Annotated in this window: 13 protein-coding genes, 1 pseudogene and 1 CRISPR repeat array; all 14 genes and pseudogenes read right to left on the bottom strand. The window is 28.3% G+C overall.

What is annotated here, in order from left to right:
* Positions 1-8: 8 nt before the first annotated feature.
* Positions 9-1,322: a hypothetical protein gene (locus X274_RS06095; protein ID WP_047265929.1), complete on the bottom strand. Its 1,314-nt coding sequence runs from the start codon at positions 1,320-1,322 to the stop codon at positions 9-11.
* Positions 1,319-2,383 (bottom strand): type III-B CRISPR module-associated protein Cmr3, encoded by a 1,065-nt coding sequence (gene cmr3 / locus X274_RS06090; RefSeq protein ID WP_047265928.1) that lies wholly within the window; start codon positions 2,381-2,383, stop codon positions 1,319-1,321. Before cmr3 ends, X274_RS06095 begins: the two co-directional genes overlap by 4 nt.
* A 1-nt stretch (position 2,384) precedes the next feature.
* Positions 2,385-4,070, bottom strand: coding sequence for a type III-B CRISPR-associated protein Cas10/Cmr2 (cas10, locus tag X274_RS06085; protein ID WP_047265927.1), 1,686 nt, complete (start codon positions 4,068-4,070; stop codon positions 2,385-2,387).
* Positions 4,067-4,972 (bottom strand): type III-B CRISPR module RAMP protein Cmr1, encoded by a 906-nt coding sequence (cmr1, locus tag X274_RS06080; protein ID WP_047265926.1) that lies wholly within the window; start codon positions 4,970-4,972, stop codon positions 4,067-4,069. Before cmr1 ends, cas10 begins: the two co-directional genes overlap by 4 nt.
* A gap of 84 nt (positions 4,973-5,056) precedes the next feature.
* Positions 5,057-6,626: direct repeats of the CRISPR family, unit length 36 nt; unit sequence GTTTCTATCTCTTTCAGAGAGTAGTTTCTTTCCGAG.
* Between the two features lie 461 nt (positions 6,627-7,087).
* Positions 7,088-10,543 (bottom strand): DEAD/DEAH box helicase, encoded by a 3,456-nt coding sequence (locus X274_RS06075; protein WP_047265925.1) that lies wholly within the window; start codon positions 10,541-10,543, stop codon positions 7,088-7,090.
* A 206-nt stretch (positions 10,544-10,749) separates the two neighbouring features.
* A complete protein-coding gene (locus tag X274_RS06070) occupies positions 10,750-11,925 on the bottom strand; it encodes an ABC transporter ATP-binding protein (RefSeq protein ID WP_047265924.1) in 1,176 nt (391 codons plus the stop codon).
* A complete protein-coding gene (locus tag X274_RS06065) occupies positions 11,925-12,932 on the bottom strand; it encodes an ABC transporter ATP-binding protein (RefSeq protein WP_047265923.1) in 1,008 nt (335 codons plus the stop codon). Before X274_RS06065 ends, X274_RS06070 begins: the two co-directional genes overlap by 1 nt.
* A gap of 17 nt (positions 12,933-12,949) precedes the next feature.
* Positions 12,950-13,696 (bottom strand): annotated as a pseudogene (locus X274_RS12385) (ABC transporter permease); the annotation flags it as partial.
* A 635-nt stretch (positions 13,697-14,331) separates the two neighbouring features.
* On the bottom strand, positions 14,332-15,369 hold the full coding sequence (locus X274_RS06055) for an ABC transporter permease (protein WP_047265921.1): 1,038 nt from the start codon (positions 15,367-15,369) through the stop codon (positions 14,332-14,334).
* A 156-nt stretch (positions 15,370-15,525) separates the two neighbouring features.
* Entirely contained in the window at positions 15,526-17,361 is a 1,836-nt protein-coding gene (locus X274_RS06050; protein ID WP_047265920.1) for an ABC transporter substrate-binding protein, read from the bottom strand.
* A gap of 275 nt (positions 17,362-17,636) precedes the next feature.
* Complete coding sequence (gene aroA / locus X274_RS06045) at positions 17,637-18,911, bottom strand: 3-phosphoshikimate 1-carboxyvinyltransferase (protein WP_047265919.1); 1,275 nt, start codon at positions 18,909-18,911, stop codon at positions 17,637-17,639.
* Positions 18,908-19,726, bottom strand: coding sequence for a 3-deoxy-7-phosphoheptulonate synthase (aroF, locus tag X274_RS06040; protein WP_052913205.1), 819 nt, complete (start codon positions 19,724-19,726; stop codon positions 18,908-18,910). The genes aroA and aroF overlap by 4 nt, the downstream gene beginning before the upstream one ends.
* A 49-nt stretch (positions 19,727-19,775) precedes the next feature.
* Entirely contained in the window at positions 19,776-20,801 is a 1,026-nt protein-coding gene (locus X274_RS06035; protein ID WP_156166149.1) for a DUF6544 family protein, read from the bottom strand.
* A gap of 230 nt (positions 20,802-21,031) precedes the next feature.
* Positions 21,032-22,681, bottom strand: coding sequence for an alpha-amylase family glycosyl hydrolase (locus X274_RS06030; RefSeq protein WP_084822655.1), 1,650 nt, complete (start codon positions 22,679-22,681; stop codon positions 21,032-21,034).
* Between the last annotated feature and the right edge of the window lie 9 nt (positions 22,682-22,690).

The raw sequence follows: 22,690 nt of genomic DNA, 5'->3' as shown, positions 1-22,690 counted from the left end.
ATTTATTTTTAAATTTCTTTAAAGTCTTCTTTTTTCAAAGAATTTTTAAATAATACTTTATATGGATTATCTTTTTCATTTTGTTTTTTTATTTTACCTAGATCTTTTATGAGTAAAAAAGTAGGATCAAATTGTATTTTTGGATATTTTTTTTCAAAGATCTCCTTTCTAATTTCTAATACATTAGTTTTAATTTTATCCTTAATCCTTTCATCAACACCATAAAGTACTAACTTATATTTGACTATTGATGGTAGAATCTTAAGTTGTTCTTTTATTTGATTTTTTACCCCATCCAAATCGTTAATAATTCTAAAAACCGACTTTACTTCCCATATTCCAAAAAATTTCTCGTTTTCATCCTTAAAAACAAAATCAAATTCCCTACCACCTTCTTTGTAACTATGTTCAAATCTTTTATTTTCATTGTATAAGTATTCTAAAACTTTATACTCTACATAATATCCAAATACATTTTCACCTATAGCTTGTTTAAACTCTGAAATTTTATAAAAAAGCTTTCCCAATGAAGTAATCTTATTATCTTTATCAATAAAACCGTATTCTTTCAATTTGTGTTCGTTTTTAAAATTATGATTATTATCCTCCCTTTTAAACCAAAGATCTATAAATAAAGATTCAGTTAGAATAGGATCAAAATTTATTGGTATTCTCGGAATTGATACCAAATCATCTGATTCTTCAAATTTATATATAATTTTGCATTCATATAATTGTGCAAGAATTGTCATTATAGGTATTATTCCTTTATATCCTCCTGTAATATTAAAAAGAACATTTTTTCTTAATAATTTCATTTTTTTTTCAAACTTTTTTTCATCTTTAAAAAACATTTCCATTAAATTTGATATTTTATTAATTAGATTATTTTTGCCATTCTCAAATTTATTAAATTCTTTAACCTGTAAATCTAAAATTACATCATACTTTGGATTAAAATAAACTTCAATTCCTTTAATATAATTATTTTCAAAATATTCTTTAATAATTTCTGCTGATAAAAAAGAAAGTATTGTGTCTGTAGCTAAAAGATACACTTCAATATCTTCATCTTTAAATTCTTCTTTTGTTTTGTGAATACTGGAAATTTCTGCTGATGCATATGAATTATTATTTACCCATTGTTGAATTTTAGATTTTATTCTATCAGATCTCTCTTTATTATTTTCATATTCAGAATAAGTTTTATCTTCTAACATTTTATAATGATTCTTTAAAGAGCTATCAATATCACTATTTTTAGTAGTGTCAAAGTAATTAGAAAATAAAGATGTTCCAACTGTAGTAATAACTTTTTTCATTCTTCCACCTCTATATTAAATTTACCAACATAACATATACCAAAACCTTGTTCAGAATAAATCTCCGATATACTATTTTCATGAAAGATATTTACTATATCATTAACGTTTCCTTCCAATAATTTAAAATAATATACACTTCCAGTAGGTACTGCTTTATAAGAAGGTTTAGGTTTTTTTTCTTTTATATCAAAACCTCCAATTACAATAGGTTTTCCTATTGATGCTGATATAAGCTTTACTTTTAAACCTCCAATTACTCCTTCTAGAGTATCCTTATCTATCCAAGTAGGAATCCACCCATTTTCCTTAAAAATTGCAGGTGTTGTAAGAACTAATTTAAAACATTTATCATATTTATTAAACTTTGCTGGCTCTACACTAATTTCTTTATTAATATTTTTATACCTGGCAGATTTACTTTCTCCACCAAGTTTTAAAAATCCAAACTGTGGTATTTCCAAATTTTCAAAATCAACTACTAATTTTAAATTTTTAGTTCTATACATATCAACTCTGTATATCTTACCTTCTTCAGTTGACAAAGTGTCTTTTGAGCGAGTAATACCTATTTTAGGTTCATTGAATAAATAATTTTTAAGTTCTGAATAAAAAAATTCATCAAATCCATTTAAGTATTTTTCAAAATCAATATCACTGAAAAAAACTTGACTAACATTTTCAACTTTTTCATTAGCTGTTAATAAAAAATTCAAATATTTAGGATAACTGGAAATAATATTGTTCTTAGTTTTTAATTTTAAAGTATAAGTTATATCTTTATCTTTATCTTTCACACAATCTAATGGAACGGGAAAACAGATATCATCGTCTAATTTTAAATAAATTCCTTTTATCTTTAAATCTTTTGTAGGATCATCTTTTTCTTTTGCTTTGTTTAATTCATTAATATTATTTGCAAAATACGCACTTCTTAAAGCCCCATAAATAGTAGAAGGATATGGTGGAAAAATCCCCTCTGCCCAGGTTTCTTCACCCATAGAAAAAGGCTTCCCATCTTTAAAAAACAAAGTGTCCAGAGGCTCTATTTCGATTATCATATTAATCCTCCCTTGCTATAAAATCAGATATATTTAAAAATGAGAAAAAGTTATCTTTATCCACTAAATCCAGGTATAATTCTTTAATTTTTTCTTTCCATTCACTTATTTTTTTTTCTTTTTCATTTTTATTATTCCTTATTTTCGACGATCTATTTAACAAACGTTGTAATTCGATTTCTAAGATTTTATCTTCAGGAATTTTCTCCATTCTATTAAACTCTTCTTGCAATACCTTTATAAACGTGTTTGAAAATCCTTTTTTTTCATCTTTTAATTGTTCAACCAATTCTTTCATTATTTTAACTGACCATTCATTTTCTATTTTCCATTTATAAACAGTTTTATGTATTTCACCGGAATGTTTTAAAACTGCAATTGCTAAAGAATTTCTATTTCCTTTTTCTTTTGCTTCTTTCTCCATTTTTCTTACCCATTTTAAAACTTCGGAAAGTGGTGTTTTGTAATGTGCAATAACAACACCTGCTGAAGCAGAAGATTTCATACCTTTTTTAATAGTAAATCCTAAATTTTCAAATTTAGGAAACTTTTCTCGCAAATCTATTAAGATATCAAAAAGATAATCAAGGTTTAAAAATGTCATTACATCATCGCCACCAGCATAAATACGTTTACCTTTTGGTTCTTTGACAATCTCATTTATATTTTCTGCATATTTCCCCAATGATTCTGAAATTTTATTATGAAACTCTTTTAAATTTGTGTTGTCTTCCAAAAATTCTCCTGAAAGCCATTTCCCCATATTATCTCCATCGAGCATAATCAGAGCATAATATTTTTTTGGCTTTCCATTTTTTTTATAAATTTCTTTTAATTTATTTTTTGCATTTTCAAGTTCATTATCATTCAAAAAATATCCATATTTTTTTAGATAATTTTGTCTTAAATTTTCTTCATAATATAATTGCTCATCAAAATTTTTAAAAAGCTTTTTATAATTTTCCAAGTCATCTTTCGGTACCTTTTTTACCCAATCTATAGAAGCAATTGCAGCAGTGGAGGGAAAACTCTTATTTTCATAAAATCTTTTTACAAAACAAACAGCACAAAGTCCTTCCCCAAAATTTAATTCTATATCTTTTTTAATCTCAATTGCATTGTTTTGTATATAAGAAGGTTTTTTCTCTTTTTTCATTTTTTTATAAAATAAAGCATTTCTTTTTCCACACAAAGAACATTTTCTTCCTGTCTCTTCTAATTGATCGAAAACTCTTACATTTTTAATTGCACCTAATGTTTTTTCAATTTCTTTATAAATGCTTTCATAATTATTTTCAAAAGGTTGCATTACCCAATATATTTCTAAAAAATCCTTTATTTGTTTATCAAAATTTATAGGCTTAGGCTTGTCCGGAAAATTTTCAGAAAAAATTCTATTTGCAATATTCATAAAACTTTCTTTTACTTTATTTTCAATCTTATTCCCAAAATCTTTTGAATTATTAGTTTCAATTATTGCTATAAACCTGTTTGGTTTTGATTCTATTTTTTTTGATGGAAAAATTATTTCTGCATTTTCGTCTTGATTTTTCACTTCATTAATAGCTATATCAATTAAATTAGAAAGTAATTTACTCCCTTCATATAAATCTTTTGTTTTTCTTGCCTCTGCAATAAAAGACTGAACAGGACCTATTGTAAAAAGGAATAAATAGTTATTATTCATTCTAGCACCTCACTTATAAATTTATCACTTCTATTATTTCCATGATTATCAAATTTATTTTCAAAAATTGTTTCTAGTATTGTTACAACAGGAAAAAAATAAAAGTTATTTTGTTTTATAATTTTTACAACAGATACATAAATCGGAGAGGCTAATCTTTTTTGTCTATTTGTAAATCCAGTCCATTCAGAATTATTCTTATGAGACGATAGACTTATTTTTTTTAAAAGATTATCCGAATTAGATTCTCTACTGTTTCCAATCCTTATTTCTTTTATATAAGGATATTTTTTTGAAGTAAAATCTGAAATTATTTTATTGTCTTGTATTGAAAAATGATTTTTTGAATCTATATTTACTTCATTTAATAATTCTTCTACTTTTTCAATTTTAATAAAGTTATCATAATCTATTTTTTTGTTATTAATGTAATTAATTCTAAAAGAGCCAAAACCTCTTCTTGATCTTCTACCTATACCTCCTAAAATACTCACAAGTATAAAAAGTTTTTTTACATATTCTAAATCTATTATTTTTTCATCAATATTTATTCTTTTTTTTAGTGAAAACACAATATCAAATTTAGTTCCATAATTTAAAGCATATTTTTTAAATTTTCCTTTATGCGGAACAGGATCTACTTTAGATTTTTTTATTCCTTTTGGATAAATAGTTATACTAATTTTACTCTTTTTTATATTTTCAATACTTCCTCCAAAAATATCAGCTTCTTTTTTTCGTAAGTCATTAATTGACATATGTCCATTTATTGCCCTCCACCAAAAACGAATCACTCCTTTTATTGAAGGTGGTCTTAATTCTGGCATTTCTCTTTTTTTATCATGTGCCCCATAGCAAAACATTGGAGTTATTATCTCGCATCTAAAGATTATTTTTTCCATGATGTCACCTCTCATGAGAATATTCTAAAGTAATTTCTAATACTTGTGTGTAAAAACATAAAAAAGGTCTTTAGTTTTGTATCATTTTCTATCTCTTTCAGAGAGTAGTTTCTTTCCGAGGAAATCCAGCATGCAAATTTTGGTGAATTTTTGAAAGTAAGTTTCTATCTCTTTCAGAGAGTAGTTTCTTTCCGAGTTAGTAGGAATAAAACTCGACGGGAAAATTATTTTTTCAGAGTTTCTATCTCTTTCAGAGAGTAGTTTCTTTCCGAGCATATCACAGATGACTTAACAGAAAAATATTTATTAGAAATGTTTCTATCTCTTTCAGAGAGTAGTTTCTTTCCGAGATACATGCAAATTCCATTCACAGCGGAGGAGCTCATTGAGAAGTTTCTATCTCTTTCAGAGAGTAGTTTCTTTCCGAGCAGGTGAAAAAGGTGAATACACTCTTGTTGCGGAAACAGAAGTTTCTATCTCTTTCAGAGAGTAGTTTCTTTCCGAGCAAAATGAATATGTTTCCGAGTGGTTGGTAGATGGATTGAAGTTTCTATCTCTTTCAGAGAGTAGTTTCTTTCCGAGAACATAAAAGCTTTAAGAGAAAAAGAAGGCTTAACAAAGAGTTTCTATCTCTTTCAGAGAGTAGTTTCTTTCCGAGTCGATAATGAATTAGACAGATTAATGAAAAATTATGAAATGTTTCTATCTCTTTCAGAGAGTAGTTTCTTTCCGAGTTATGGAGCAATATTTTTAAAATCTTCTTTTGAAAAAGAAGTTTCTATCTCTTTCAGAGAGTAGTTTCTTTCCGAGCTGTGAATAGAAAACATTTTATCATTTCTGCAAACACAAAAGTTTCTATCTCTTTCAGAGAGTAGTTTCTTTCCGAGGTAGTTTATTTGATAACTATTATAGCTATTCTATTGACAAGTTTCTATCTCTTTCAGAGAGTAGTTTCTTTCCGAGATTTTGAGACAAGATGCAATTGGTCTTGCATATAAGAGAAGTTTCTATCTCTTTCAGAGAGTAGTTTCTTTCCGAGCTGTGAATAGAAAACATTTTATCATTTCTGCAAACACAAAAGTTTCTATCTCTTTCAGAGAGTAGTTTCTTTCCGAGAATTACAAATTCATCCCGCAGAATTGGAAATAGTTCAAAGCGTTTCTATCTCTTTCAGAGAGTAGTTTCTTTCCGAGAAGAAGTATGATGACATCATCAGTATCTTAAAAGAAGCCAATGTTTCTATCTCTTTCAGAGAGTAGTTTCTTTCCGAGCAGAGGTGAATTTTCTTATTTAAGGGAAAAATATCCTCTTTGTTTCTATCTCTTTCAGAGAGTAGTTTCTTTCCGAGAAAGGAAAAGACGAAACCACCTCCGTAACTCCTGAAATTGTTTCTATCTCTTTCAGAGAGTAGTTTCTTTCCGAGGTAAAAAGCAAAGAGGAAGCTTTAAACTTCCTCGATGAAATTGTTTCTATCTCTTTCAGAGAGTAGTTTCTTTCCGAGTTAGATATTAAGCTTGATATTCATAATATGGGATTTAAAAAGTTTCTATCTCTTTCAGAGAGTAGTTTCTTTCCGAGCCAGAAAAAGAATTCTTCTTTGTTACTATTGGAAGTGAAAGTTTCTATCTCTTTCAGAGAGTAGTTTCTTTCCGAGACTTGGTCTCCAGAATAGTTATTATTAGCAGTTTTTAGAGACCGTTTTTCCGGACCTATTTTTTATTTTCAATTTTTTCTTTGTTTTTTGTAAAAAATCTTCTAAAAAACGCTTATAATCAACCTCCGAACCTGTTTTTTAACTTTCCTCTATTCATGCGGTTTTGCGAGATTTTGCATTTTTTAACATAGGTCCGGAACATTTTTCAATATAATTATACTCTTCTCTTTTTCTTTTGTCAAGCCTATTTTAAACTTTGTTTCATTTTTTTAAGCACTTCCGGACCTTTTTGAATTATTTCCATTTATTTATAACCATTTGGGAGTTTTAGACTTTATTTCAGTTATATTTATTTTTTGTTATTTTTATTTTTATAATACTTTAAAAGGTTTATTTATAATTTATTTAATAGATTATTAATCAAAATCTATACATTAGTATAATTTTTATTTTCTAAAAATCTAATATTTTAAATCTGTATTATATTTTGAATATTTTTTCAACTCTTCATCACTGAGTTCAGATATCCATTTTTCTCCAAGAGTTAATATATTTTCACTTAGATTTTTTTTGTTCTGTATAATTTCATTAATCTTTTCTTCAAATGTATTTTTTGTTATAAATCTATGGACTATGACATTTCTTTTTTGGCCTATTCTATAAGCCCTATCTGTTGCTTGATTTTCAACTGCAGGGTTCCACCATAAATCAAAATGTATTACATGAGATGCTGCTGTTAAATTTAACCCTGTTCCTCCTGCTTTAAGAGAAACGATTATTACTGGATATTCATGCAATGTTTGAAATTTTTTCACCATTTCATCTCTTTTTTTTCTACTTAATCCGCCATGGAAGAATAATGGCTTTATATCTAAATCTTTTTTGATTATTTTTTCAAGTATTTCTCCCATTTCTTTGTATTGTGTAAATATTATGGCTTTTTCATTGTTTTCAAATATTTCTGTTAGTAAATCCAACAACTTTTGTGTTTTACCAGATTCTTCAGATTTAAAATTTTTACTTTTTAAATAATTTGCTGGATGATTACATATTTGCTTTAATGATGTCATTAATTTAAAGATTAATCCCTTTCTTTCAATTCCTGATGTTTTGGTAATATCATGCACCATTTCAATAGTTTTTGCATATAATGATGTCTGTAATGGTGTTAAATACACATATTGATCAAAGATTATTTTTTCTGGTAAGTCTTTTATGATATTTTTATCTGTTTTTAATCTTCTTAATAGAAACGGATTTATTGCTTTTTTTATTGTTTCAATCTTTGATTTGTCGTTATATTTTTCAATAGGAATCGCATATTTTTTTAGAAATGATGTGTAACTTCCTAAATATCCTGGCATTAAAAAATCAAATATACTCCATAATTCTGCAAGACGATTTTCCACCGGAGTTCCTGTTAATGCAATTCTTTTTTGACTATTTAGTTTTTTTATTGCTTTTGTTTGTAATGTTAACGGATTTTTGATATTTTGGGCTTCGTCAAGTATTATATATGACCATTCTATTTTTTGGAGTTTTTCTATATCTTTTCTTATTATTCCATAGGAGGTTAATACTACATCTGTATCTTCGTCTAATTCACGATTATTTCCATGGTATATGTGATATTTCAAATCCGGTGCAAATTTTTCAATTTCTGATGCCCAATTTCCTATTAATGTTGTTGGACAAATAACTATTGCTGGACTGTTTAATGTGTTGTTTTCTTTTTCTTTTAATAATACAGATATTATCTGAATGGTTTTTCCAAGGCCCATATCATCTGCAAGACATACTCCAAACCCTTTATCAACATTTGTTTTCACCCATTTATAACCGCGTTTTTGATATTCTCTTAATGTTGCATTTAATGTTTTTGGAATTCTTATATTTTTTATTTTTTTTATTTCATTAATTGATTTTTTTATTTCATTTGTTAGTAGCAATGGAATCTCATCAAATTCTTCTGAAAGTAAGTTTCTTAAGGTTTCGTAATTTGATTTTTCCCAGAAAGGGTTTTCTAATTTTTTAAGCATATTTAAAAATTTTTTAGGCTCAAGATTTATATACATGTCTTTAAATTTTATTATTCCTTCTGACTTTTCTAATAGTTTTCTAAATTCTTCTACTGATATTAATTCATCCCCTATTGCTATTTTCCAGTTAAAATTCAATAATTCATTTATATTAAGAAAAGTGACTATATTTTTATTTCCAGATACTGTAATTACTGGCTTTGGTTCAATAATTTTTTTCATTTCTTTTGGTAATATAATTTCAATACCAAATATTTTTAAAATAGCGAATGTTTTTTCAAAGAACTCACTCAATTCAGAAGAAGTTATTATAATTTCTTCATTTTTCATCAGAATTTTAGAAAATTCTGTAATCTCGGAAAGAAATCCCATTTGTTTTAAAATATCTGCTTTGTTTTTATTATACTTTTTATTTTTTAAAAATGTTTTTAATGTAATAGGCTCTGATAGTTGATTAATATTATTTTTTACTAAAAGTGAAAGGTGATATCTATCTTCAATAAACGGCATAATTTTTATTGCAAGCGTATATTCTTTGCTTTTAAAGAATAAAGGTTCAAAATAATTTTTCATGAAATTAATTATATTTTTTTCTTCTAATGTTTTTACTTTAAGTTTAGCATCTGTTAGAAATATTGATAATAAGTTATTAGGTATATTATCGTTTAAATATGCATGTTTTATAATTTCTTTTATAAATAGTGTAATTATATATATTACTGCATCTGATTTCTTTAAAGTTTTGTTTTTTTCTGGATGAATTACGAGATTATCTGGTATTATTTTTTCAAGATATTTTATATATTCTTTTATTTCAGTATTTAAATAAAGAGGATAATAGTTTATGTAATATGTTTTTTCATCTATATTTTCTATTTTAGGTGCAAATAAAGAGTTTTTTACTATGTTGAATACAAAGCTTAATGTCTTTTTGAAAAAGAACGAGTATTCATTGTCATTATTATCTTTTTGTAATGATATACTTGATAACATATTAAAAAGTGTTTCAAATTTTATTATTTTTTCTGAAAACGGTGTGTATCCAGAAATTGTTATTTCAGGATTTTGCAGGTTATAATGTATGCTGTATGTTGTTTCTTTTAAATAAGGAGTTTTTTCTATTAATGATATATTATTTATATATTTTTCGCTTTTTATATATATTTCTTTTAAAAATTCTTTTATTGAAATATCTGGAAATACTTGTTTTTCTGGTAATAAGAGGATGATATTATCTATATTTCCAAAAAATATTTCTGGCTCTTTTATTTTCAATTTTTCTTCATAACTACATTTGCTTTTTTCGCTATTTTTTGGAAGAAAATTTAATGTGTTTTCTGAATTTTCTGTTGATATTTTAGCCATTTCCAATAATTTTTTCTTTTTTAATCCATGCATTTCAAATAGCATAAAAGGATCTTTATCTATTTCGTTTGCAATTATATAATATACTGCTGCAAGATGTTTACATGGATTAGCCCAATCAGGACATGAACAATATGCATCAATGTCTTTCCATGATTCTGGAAATAACTTTATTTCTTCATTTTGCAGTAATTCAAACATTTCTTCTGGGAGTATTCCATTTAATAATTGACCTGCTATAAACGGATTGTCTGAAAAAATTTCACCTATCTTTTCTATTTCTTTTGATGTAAATTTTTTTAAAGAAATTTTTTCTTTATACGGGGTGTTACGTGTTCCTTGGACTCTGGCTACAATATCTGAATTTCTATTTATTCTTATTTCTAAAACTAATCCTTTATTGGCGTATCTTTTTCCTCGTGGCAACCTATTGGTATTATAATCTATTTTTTCCATTGCTTCTATCCATTTTTTCCCCCACCATGTTTTACCATATATTATTCTCTTTCCCAATTTAAACACCTCTATAAACGAAGTTTACCTATAATCTTGTTTTTATATACCATTATATTTAGATTATATCATAATTATTTTTTAAATAAACAGTGCAAAAATTGAACGTTTCTACCAATTTTTGTATTTTCTCATTGAATAAAAATACTGTAGATATTGATATATCTATGTGTATATAATAAAAATCCCGGAATTTCCGGGATTTTTTAGCCTTTGAATTGACCTGCAAAATGACAAGCTACCTGATGTCCATTTTCTAATTCAACCAATGGTGGTTCCTTTTTTGAACATATATCTTTTGCTATAGGACACCTTGGATGGAATCTACACCCACTTGGTGGGTTTATAGGACTTGGAACATCACCCTGCAATATTATTCTTTTTTTCTTGTATTCAGGGTCAGGAATTGGAATAGCTGACATTAGTGATACTGTATATGGATGTAAAGGATTGTCAAATAATTCTTTTTTGTCTGCAAGCTCTACTATTTTTCCAAGATACATTACAGCTACTCTGTCTGATATATGCTTTACTACTGCTAAATCGTGGGCTATAAATACATATGTTAATTTGAATTCTTTTTGTAAATCTTCTAATAGGTTTATTACTTGTGATTGAATTGATACATCAAGCGCTGATACTGCTTCATCTGCAACAATTAGTTTTGGATTTAGTGCCAATGCCCTTGCTATACCAATTCTCTGCCTTTGACCTCCAGAGAATTCATGAGGGAATCTGTATATGTATTCTGATGATAATCCTACTTTATCAAGTAAATCTTTAACTTTTTCTGTTGCTTCTGCTCCGTTTTGCACCAACCCGTGTGTGAATAATCCTTCTGCAATTATGCTTCTAATTCTTAATCTTGGGTTTAATGATGAGTATGGATCCTGGAATATTATTTGCATGTTTCGTCTGAACCATTTTCTTTTTTCACTTAGATTTGATAACATTTCATGATATAATCCATGAGCACCTTTCTCGAAATAAATTTTAGCATATTTTTTATCAATTTCATCTTTTAAATTATTTATTACTTCTTCTTCAGTTTTGTATTCTTGTTTAAGTTTATTAAATTTGTCAATATACATTTCATGTATATATTTGTTTGCTCTTGTTTTTGGCAGGAATAGCGGCGTGGTATCCAATCCATCTACAACTATTCTTCCAGCTGTTGGATTTAATAATCTTAATATTGTCATTCCTGTAGTACTTTTACCACAACCAGATTCTCCAACAAGTCCTATTGTTTCACCTTCAAATACTTTAAATGATATATCATCTACTGCTTGAACGTGTGCTACTACTCTTTTAAACACCCCAGCTCTAACCGGAAAATATTTTTTTAGATTGTCTACCTGCAATAACACTTTTTTAGACATTATTTTCCACCTGCCCTTGTTTTTTCAACTTCTTTTTCGAGTTCTTCAATATAGAAGCATCTTGAATAATGCCCGGATTCGACTTCAATTAATTCCGGCATTTCATCTTTACATTTTTCTTTTGCAAGGAAACATCTATTTGAAAATCCACATCCTTTTGGAAATCTTCTTGGATTTGGAACTGTTCCTGGAATTGACATTAATCTGTCAACTTCTTCATTCAATTTTGGTATTGACTGCATTAATCCCCATGTATATGGATTTTTTGGTCTTTTAAATACTGATACTATATCTCCATATTCTACGACCTTTCCAGCATACATTACAGCTGCTTTATCTGACATTTCTGCTACTACACCAAGATCATGTGTAATAAATATTATTGCCATTCCATATTCTTTTTGCAATTCTTTCATTAATTCCAATATTTGCGCCTGTATTGTAACATCGAGTGCTGTTGTTGGTTCATCGGCAATTAATACCTTCGGGTTACAGGACAATGCCATTGCTATCATTGCTCTTTGTCTCATTCCACCTGATAATTCGTGAGGATATTGATCGACACGCTTTTCAGGTTCTGGTATTCCAACCTTTCTTAATAAATCTATTGCTCTTTCTCTTGCAGCTTTTGCATCCATTCCCATATGCAACATTATCATTTCTATTATTTGATCTCCAACTGTAAATACAGGATTTAATGCTGTCATTGGTTCCTGGAATATCATTGCTATTTCTTTTCCCCTGATATGTCTCATATCATCTTCAGGAATTTTACTTATATCTGTTCCTTTATATATTATTTCTCCATCTGCTATTCTTCCATTTTCATCTAACAATCTCATTATACTTAATGAGGTTACAGATTTACCAGAACCTGATTCTCCAACAATTGCCAATGTTTCTCCTTCATGCACTTCGAATGACACACCTCTTACAGCTCTTACTTCACCATCTTCTGTATCAAAATATGTATGTAAATTATTGACCTTTAATATTGGGTCTTTCATTATTTTCCTCCTTTCAACTAACCGCGTAGTTTCGGATCAAAGATATCCCTTAATGCGTCTCCAACTAAGTTCCAGGCTAATACAAATAATACCATTGCTGTACCAGGATATACTATTGTATACCAGTATTCAAATGCTCCACCTGTTCCACCTAATATCCAGTTTCTTGCATAATTCAGTATCGATCCCCAGTCGGCATACCCCTGAGGAGCACCTACACCAAGGAAACTCAATACTGCTGCTGTTATAACCATTGAACCTATTCTCATTGATGCCTGTATTAATACAGGGAATATTGTATTAGGCAATATATGTTTAATAATTATTTTTGAATCTTTTACTCCTAAAGCTTTTGCAGCTAATACATATTGATCATTTTTAGCCTGAAGAATATTACCTCTTATAAGTCTTGCTGAGCCCATCCATCCAAATACTATCATAGCTATCATAACTTTATCTAGCCCAGTTCCTAAAACCGTAGTCAACACCATTGCTGATAACATAAATGGTATTGACATGAATATATCTGTAATTCTCATTAATACTTCATCAACCCAGCCACCAAAATAAGCTGAGATTGAACCAATAAATAATCCTATGATTGTTGCTGTTATAACAACAATCAACCCTATTTTAAATCCTGTTCTTGTACCCCATACTACACCATAATATATGTCCCTTCCATTACTTATTCCAAATGGATGTTCTTTTGATGGTGGTTGTGGAGTATTTTCATATGTTACTATAGGCATTAAATAAGGGTCATAATTTAAGTCTTTTATATAATTTTCCTTTAAATCTTTGAAATATTTTTTTGCTGCCGGCAAAAACTCATCTACTGATGTTGTTTTTGAAGTAATTTCATCTAATTCTTTTTTCATTTTTTCCGCATTTTTTGCTTTTGCGAGGAAACCTTTTATTCCATTTTCAAGATCTTTTAATGCTTCATTGAATTTTTTAGAATCATCTTTGTTATTTTCAAGATTGTCAAAATATGATGCATCTAAAATATATTCTTCTGTTAGAGGAGATAATGTTTCTATTAATTTTTTATAATTTTCGTCATTTCTGTTTGATTGATATTGCTTTAATGTTTCTTCTAATTTTCTTATATCATTTGCATAATCAAGGTAAAAACCATATGTGAAATCATAATAATCTGTAAAAGATGATGTTAAATCTTCTATTATTGAAGGATTTTTTGTATTTTCAAGATTATTTATCATTGCTTCCATATCTTCTATTTCAGGATCTATTGGTATTTGAGGTGGAGCTAAAAGCGGTGCAAATGCTGCTACCAATATAAAAAAGATTAATAATATTATTCCTAACATTGCTGAAGGGTTTTTATAGAATTTTCTAAGTGCTCTTTTAAATTCTTCATTCATTTCTACTCACCTCACTCGTATCTGATTCTTGGATCTATTAATGCGTATGATATATCGATTATCAAGTTTCCAACTATCAAAAGCAATGATGAGAATAATAACATTCCCATTATAGAAGCATAATCGAGTTGTCCTGCAGCTTTTGCAGCAAAACTTCCTATTCCTGGTCTTACAAATATTGTTTCTACAATAATAACACCCATTATCAACCCAATAATCATGGAGCCAGCAACTGTTGCTACTGGTATTAATGCATTTCTTTTTGCATGTTTATGTATAACTACTTTTTCTGATAATCCTTTTGCTCTTGCAGTTCTTACATAATCTTTACTTAAAACTTCCAGCATTGATGACCTTGTAATTCTTATTAAGTATGCCCACCATAAGTAGGATAATGTTAATATTGGACCTATTAAATGTCTCAATCCGTCCCAAAATACGTCTATTCTTCCATTTAATAATCCATCAATAGTGATTAATTTTGTATATTGATGAAAGTCTGGAGATTTTATTATGTTTTCAATATCCAGACTAATTCTTCCAGGGGGGAACCATCCGAGCCAGCTATAAAATACCATTAATATTACCAGACCAAATACAAAATCTGGAAAGGACCATCCAACTATAGAAAATATTCTTATTAAGTGATCCTGCCACTTATTTCTGTGCAATGCTGCCTGAACTCCAAGCCACACTCCTATGCCAATAATAGGAAAAATTGAAAATAATGCAAGTTCCACTGTCGATGGTAATCTGTTTAATATTGCATCAGTTACTGGTTCTTTACCCACTATCGACCAACCAAGATCACCACGTGCAACAGATTCGATCCATTTCACGTATCGCGTAAATGGATCATCGTTTAATCCATATTTTTCTTTTACCATTTCTAATTCTTCTACTGACATTTTATCAAGAGAATTAGGGTCCACATATGCAGCTAACAACTGGTCTTCTCCAAGCAATTGCATCATGGAGAAAACTATTAAGGTTACTCCGAAAATTATAAGAGGTAGTAATAATAACCTCCTGATAATATACGCCGTCATACAAGCACCTCCATAAAGATTTTATAAAACAAATTTATTATACCATAGAAATAAAACATTAAAGAAAAAAAATATTAAAAAACAAAAAAAATAGGGGAAGGACCTTCCCCTCCCCTTAAAATTAAAATTAAAAGTTATTAAATAAATTTTTCTAAATTATTCATCTGATTTCCAGTATGCGTAATAATCGTCACCTGGTCTAATTGAATTTGGATACCAACCTTTTAACCATTTTCTATGTACTCTTACACCTATTGGTTGATATAATGGAACACCTAATCCTTCTCTGATTACAAATTCCTGTACTTTTATATATATTTCTTTTCTTGCTTCAGGATCTGTTAATGATGCTGCTTCTTCTATCATTTCATTTAATGATTTTCCGCCAAAGAATGCCTGTGGTTTGTTTGCAAATTGTGCATATTTTTCACCAAAGTAATAACCATAGTCACCATTACTGTGGTAGAATGTGTAAATAAAGTTGTTTGGATCTGGATAATCTGCTAACCAACCTAAGATGTATAATGGCATTTTACCATTCTTTCTTGCATCTAAGAATGTTGGCCACTGAACACCTCTAACTTCTGCCTGGAATTTTGCATTTATTTTCTTTAAAGAATCTGCTAATAATTCTGCTGATTTTTGTCTTGCTGCGTTTCCTGTGTTGTAAAGTATTGTCATTTTGAAACCTTTTCTCCATAATTGTCCTCTAAATGCTCTCTTGAAGTATTTTGTTGCTTCTTTTAAATCGAATTTTGGTTTTGGTAAATTATCGTCATATCCTAAGAAACCTTTTGGCATTGCTGTTGGTACTAATTCGCCATATCCATCTAATACTTCATCGATCATCTTTTTGTAGTCAAATGAATATATGAATCCTAATCTTACATTTTTATCTGCAAAGAAATCTACAGGTATTCCATTTCCATCTAATTTTCCGCTTCCAATATATGGAGAATCTGGTTTTACCTGCCAATTGAAGTTTAATGTTGTTACAGATACGCTTGGTAATCCTTCGATAATTTCTATATCAGGATTTCCTTTTATCTGGCTTAAGTATTGTGCTGGAACTGCTACAATATCAGCTTCACCTTTTTCTAATAATGCTTTTCTTGTTGACCATTCATCTACTCCCCAGATAACTACGTTTTCAACTTTTGCTGGACCTCTCCAGTATTCTGGGAATGCTTTTAATGTTACTTTCTGTTCTGCTCTGTTCCATTCTACTAATTCGTATGGCCCTGAACCTATTTCTTTTGCATATAATGGTGAATCTTCTTTTTTCCAATCATGGAATTTCCACCATCCGTCTGCTTTTCCGTCCCATAATCCTAATCCCATTGCTGCTTTACTGTCTAATATTGCTCCCCATGATGAACCCTGAGCTATGATGTTTAAAAAGTATACTTTTGGTGCTGCTAAATGGAATACTACGTAATCTCCATCTACTTCTACTTTTGAATTTATATATTTTTCATAGAAATCTAATAATATCTGTTTTGCTTCATCATTTACTGGTTCTTTTGTTTCAGGATTTACTAATTCTGACCATGATTTTCCAGTTAATCCTTTTACTGCTGATTTTAAGCTGAAGTAATCTCCAAAGAATACTTCGTATAACATCCAGATTGGTCCTCCACCAGGATTTCCAATTAATGCTCTTTCAAATGTGTATTCTACGTCATATGGTGTTAATTCGTTTCCGCTGTGGAATTTAACCCCTTTTCTGATTTTGAATTTTACTGTATTTCCGTCTATTTCCCATGATTCTGCTATTCTTGGTTCAAATTCACTTAAGCTTGAACCTTTGTACTGAATTAAGTTATCATATACGTTATAAATAACTTCTCCACTTGCTGTATCATATGCTTGATGTGGATCTAATGTGTCTGGTTCCCCAATTGTTACGTCAACGATTGTATTGGGGTTCATAACTGCTGCAAATGTAAAGATAGAAAATACTAACAATAATGCTACTAAAAGTCTCTTCATACAGTCCCCTCCTTATATAAAATTTATTCCGGATATATTTTACCACAAAAAATCTAAAATTACAAATACTTTATCAAAGTTTCTTAGAGATTAAGTAGCTTCAACATTATTATCTTTCATATTTCATTATAATAAATTTTAACATTTATAATTTTCTTATTATTATGAATTTTCTTTCATAATCTCTTTATTTTGAGTTTTTACTTGTAAATTCTATGTAAATTGAATATATTTTATTATTTGAATTTTTCAAAAAGCAAAGATTTGATTCTTATTCAAGTTTTTTTACTTTCATCAGCAATATTAAGTAAAACTTTATAAAACTCTGGAAAAGAAATATTTACAGACACTGTATTGTCTATTTCTATTCCCTCTTCACTTATTAATCCAGCTATTGAAAACATCATTGCTATTCTATGATCATTATACGTTTTTATTTTCCCACCAATTATTTTCTGTTTTCCCTCTATTTCAAATCCATCTTTTAATTCTTTAATGTTAATTCCTATATTTTTCATATTTTCAATAACTGATGTTATTCTATCACTTTCTTTTACTCTCAATTCTTTAGCTTTTTTTAGTACTGTTTTCCCCTGTGCTTTAGCTCCAATTAAAGCTAATAAAGGTAGTTCATCTATGGCATTTGGTATTAATTTTTCAGGAATCACAATTCCTTTTAAATCATTAGAAGTTTCAGCTATTATTTTTCCAATTGGCTCTGGCTCGCTTTCATGAATTTCATAATAAATATTTGCATTCATTTTTTCTAATATTTTTAAAAATCCTATCCTTGTATGATTAAGATTTACATTATTTATTTCTATTTTTGCGTTTCGATGTAATATTGCAAGGGTTATAAAGAAAGAAGCTGAAGAAAAATCACCCGGGATTTTGAAATTTAATGGTTCAAGATCAGATTTTCTTATTCTAATTAAATCTTTTTTTATTTCAATATTTGCATTCATAAATTTTAATAATCTTTCAGTATGATCTCTCGTTCCTTTATCTCCTTTTATTATTGTCTCTCCATTAGCTTTTAAACCAGCAAGAATTATAGAAGATTTTAATTGAGCACTTGGAATAGGCATTTCATACTCAATAGACTTTAATTCACCACCTTTAATTATTAATGGCATTCTCTCATTTCTTGATTTTATTTCTGCCCCCATTAAATTCAATGGTTCAATTATTCTTTTCATAGGTCTTTTTGATAACGATGTATCTCCATATAATATAAATAGTCCATTTTTAGATGCTAAAAAGCCGCTCATTAAACGGGCTGTTGTTCCTGAATTTCCACAATATAATGGGCTTTCTATTTCTTTTATGTTTTTTGGTATTACTATCAGTTTGCTAAAATCTCCTTTGAATTTTACACCTAACTTTTTTAATATATTATATGTTCTTTTTGTATCATTAGCATTTAAAAGATTATATATTATACTTTCATTCTTAGCCATAGAAGATAGTATCAATGTTCTATGAGTTATTGATTTATCAGCTGGAACTATTATTTTTGCTCTTATTTTTCTTATCGGTTTTATCTTCATAATATTTCTACTCCAAAGGTTCTTGATATTTTCTTCAATTCTTTTACGATTGTTTCAAAACTTTTGAACATTAAACTTTGTTTTCCATCAGATAATGCTATTTGTGGATTTGGATGTATTTCAACCATTATTCCATGTGCTCCAACTGCTAAAGATGCTTTTATTAAATCAGGAATAATATCACTTCTTCCCGCCGCATGACTTGGATCTATAATTATTGGTAAATGTGTTTCTTGTTTTAAAACAGGTATTGCAGAAATATCCAATGTGTTTCTTGTTTTAGTTTCAAAAGTCCTTATTCCTCTTTCACATAATATAATATTTTTATTTCCTTCAAACGCTATATATTCTGCAGAATATAAAAATTCTTCTATTGTCATCATAAACCCTCTTTTTAATAATACTGGTTTATTTAATTTCCCTACTTTTTTCAATAATCCAAAATTTTGAGCATTTCTAGAACCAATTTGAATTATATCTGCACATTCATTCACCATTTTCAAGCTATCTTCATCTAAAGCCTCAGTAATTACTTTCAAATTATATTTTTCTGCTGCTAATTTCAAATACTCAAGTCCTTTTTTACCTAAACCTTGAAAAGAATATGGAGAAGTGCGCGGTTTAAAAACTCCTCCACGCATTATTTTTACATTTAATTCGGAAAGAAAATGTGCTGTTTCCTCTATTATTTCTTTATTTTCAACTGAACAAGGTCCAGCTATTATCGTAAAATAATCTTGTCCTATTTTTACATTTTCTAAATCAATAATTGTATTTTCATTTATTGATTTTCTATTCACTAATTTCAAATCCATTTTCTCCTCCAACAAAAAACTATTTTTATTTTTATTTTTATATTGTTAATTAATTATAATTAATATCTGTAATCTCAAGTTTATACCATGCAAAGTCTCCTTCTTTTAATTTCCAGATAACTGTTGCTTTAGTTGGAATTCTTATACCTTCGAACTCTTTATAACTATTTGGATCTATTTGTATAAACCAGTTTTCCAAAGTTGATTTACCTTTGCGTTCATAATAACGTTTAGCTTCAAAACTCACTATATCACCTTTTATGTTAAATTTAAATATTCCTGAAGCTGTAATTCCACTATAATTCATTACAGCTTTAACCGTTGTAGGATCAACCTGTTCCCATTGAATATATTTATTTAAAACCGCCGTAGGAAACCAAATAGTTTCTCCAAGATATCTTAACATCGTTCCCTGGTCTATTTCTTTTCCTTTAGAATCTACAACTGTTATTAAAGACAGTAATTTAATAAGCATATGCCCTTCCCCATTTATATATTTGTCTCTTCCTAAAAGGGATATACCTAAAGGAGCTTTAACATCAGCTACCCAGATAAAACCGGGCTTTTCCGTTTTAAACCACTGTTCAGCTCTAACATCCATCCATTTCCCCTCAAGAGTTGTGCGCATTTTTCCAATTTGTTTTAGATGAACTTGGTTAATAATATCTTTGCCAATTACATTAGATTGTTCAAGCCATTTTTGAATAATCGGTGGCAAGCTGTTGATCATTTCCTTTGTCATTATTTTTCTTTCAAAAATTGAAGGTATGACAAATGATTTTAATTCATTTTTTACCATCGTATTAAAATTCCAATTACCATAACCAATAATTATTCCAACTATAAGGATAATATTTGCTATTGTTCCATATTTTGCATCTTGCCAATACATAACGATAAGTACTTGCGAAAGTAAAATAGTTGGAACTGCAATTATCCACCACCAATCATAGTCTAATAAGAGAATAATTGCTACGATGATAAGTAATAAAGCAGAAATTAACCATAAAAGTCCTATTGATTTAGAAATATTTTGTGTGAGTTGATTTATTTCAACAAGCTGAAACGCTTTCACAAAACCCATTAAATGAATTAATCCATGGATGATAATGATAGATGCAAAAAGTATTTTTATCATAGTTTTTTATCCCCTTTCCCCATTATATAAATTTTTAATGCACTATAAAAAGTATATTATGAAAAAACTATTACACCTAAAAACATCTTACAAATTATTATAGCATCGATTTTTAAAAATTTATAGTAATTTTTGATTAAAAAAGCTTGTGCTTTTGCACAAGCTTTTTAATCTTTAAAAATTATCCATGAATATTCATAAGGTTTCAATTTGATTTTTGAGATTTTTTCTTTACTAAATAATTCAAAACCTTCACTTTTCAATTCAATACTCTTATTTTCCTCAGATAAATTATGAAAGGCCCACAACATTCTATTTTTTAATTTCTTTTTTACTACAAAAATAGATTTATTCTTTACAGGCACAACTTCACCTTTTTGTTCAAAAAACTCTATGTTTTCTTTCCTAATTTTCAACATATTTTTTACTGTATTAAATACAATATATTCTTTTGAACTTTTGTTTTTTAATTTTTTTTCAATTTCATCCCAATTAATAGGACCTCTATTTAAAAATCTTGAGTCTTTAAAACCTGTTTTTTCAACCATTTTATTATAAAAATCATAGTCATTTTCTAAAGCTATTTCATCTCCATAATAAATAATAGGAGAACCTTCTGTGGTAAACAATATAGAAAATGACAGTAAAACTTTTCTAATATCTTTATCTAATAATTCATATAATCTTCCTGAAATCCCTTCGCCTTCTCTAAACGTCCAAAGCCTATTTTTTAAATAATATTTATTCATCTTTTCTCTTTCTTCTTTTGTTACAAATTCAAGAGTTAACTCATCGTGACACCTTAAGAACGTAAACCATCTGCAACTTTCAGGAATATTTGGCGTGTTTTCTACCTTTAAAGCTTCAAAAACATGCATATAATTTTTTTCAGCTAATGTAAGAAAAATCTTTGGCATTAATGGAAAATGATATCCCGCATGACATTCATCCCCATTGCCAAAATATTCTACTACATCCCTTGGTTTCAAATTAGCCTCTGCAACTAATATTGTACCTTTTTCTAAATAATCTAATGAATTTCTAAAAATTTTTAATATTGTATGTGTTTGAGGTAAATTTTCACAATTCGATTCTTCTTCTTTCCATAAAAATGGGGCAGCATCCATTCTAAATCCATCTATTCCCATTTTTTTCCAGAATACTAATATTTTTATCATTTCAATTAGTACTTGTGGATTTTTATAGTTTAAATCTGGTTGAAAAGGATAAAATCTGTGAAAATAATAATCTTTTGTTTCTTCATTATATTCCCAATTGCTATTAACCATTCCCTTAAATAATAATCTTGCTTCTTTATATTTATCAGTATTTTCATTCCAGATATAATAATCTCTATATGGAGAATTTTTTGAACTCTTAGCTGATTTAAACCACGGATGTTCATTTGATGTGTGATTAATAGCTATATCAAATATTACCTTTATTCCTTTTTCATGGGCTTTATCAAGAAATAATTTGAAATCTTCATTGCTTCCAAGATCTTTTCTTATTTTATAGTAATCTTTGATGTCAAATCCTTGATCCATTAGAGGTGAATCCAAAACAGGTAATAACCAGATTGTGTTTATCCCTAAATCTGACAAATAATCGATTTTATCCGTTAATCCTTTGAAATTTCCTGCGTATAAATCCACATAAAGTGAATATATTACTGCCTTTTTATACCATTTGTAATCTAATTCTTTTTCGGAAAATTGTTGTTTTTCAGATTTTAAGTATTCAATTAATTCATTTAATTTATTTTCTGTACTTTTGGGATAAACATCATACCATAATTTTTCTATATGTTTTAACATATAAACACC

Origin of the sequence: Marinitoga sp. 1155 (genome assembly GCF_001021175.1) — a bacterium.
GTDB lineage: Bacteria > Thermotogota > Thermotogae > Petrotogales > Petrotogaceae > Marinitoga.
This window is presented reverse-complemented; position numbering and strand designations above follow the sequence as displayed.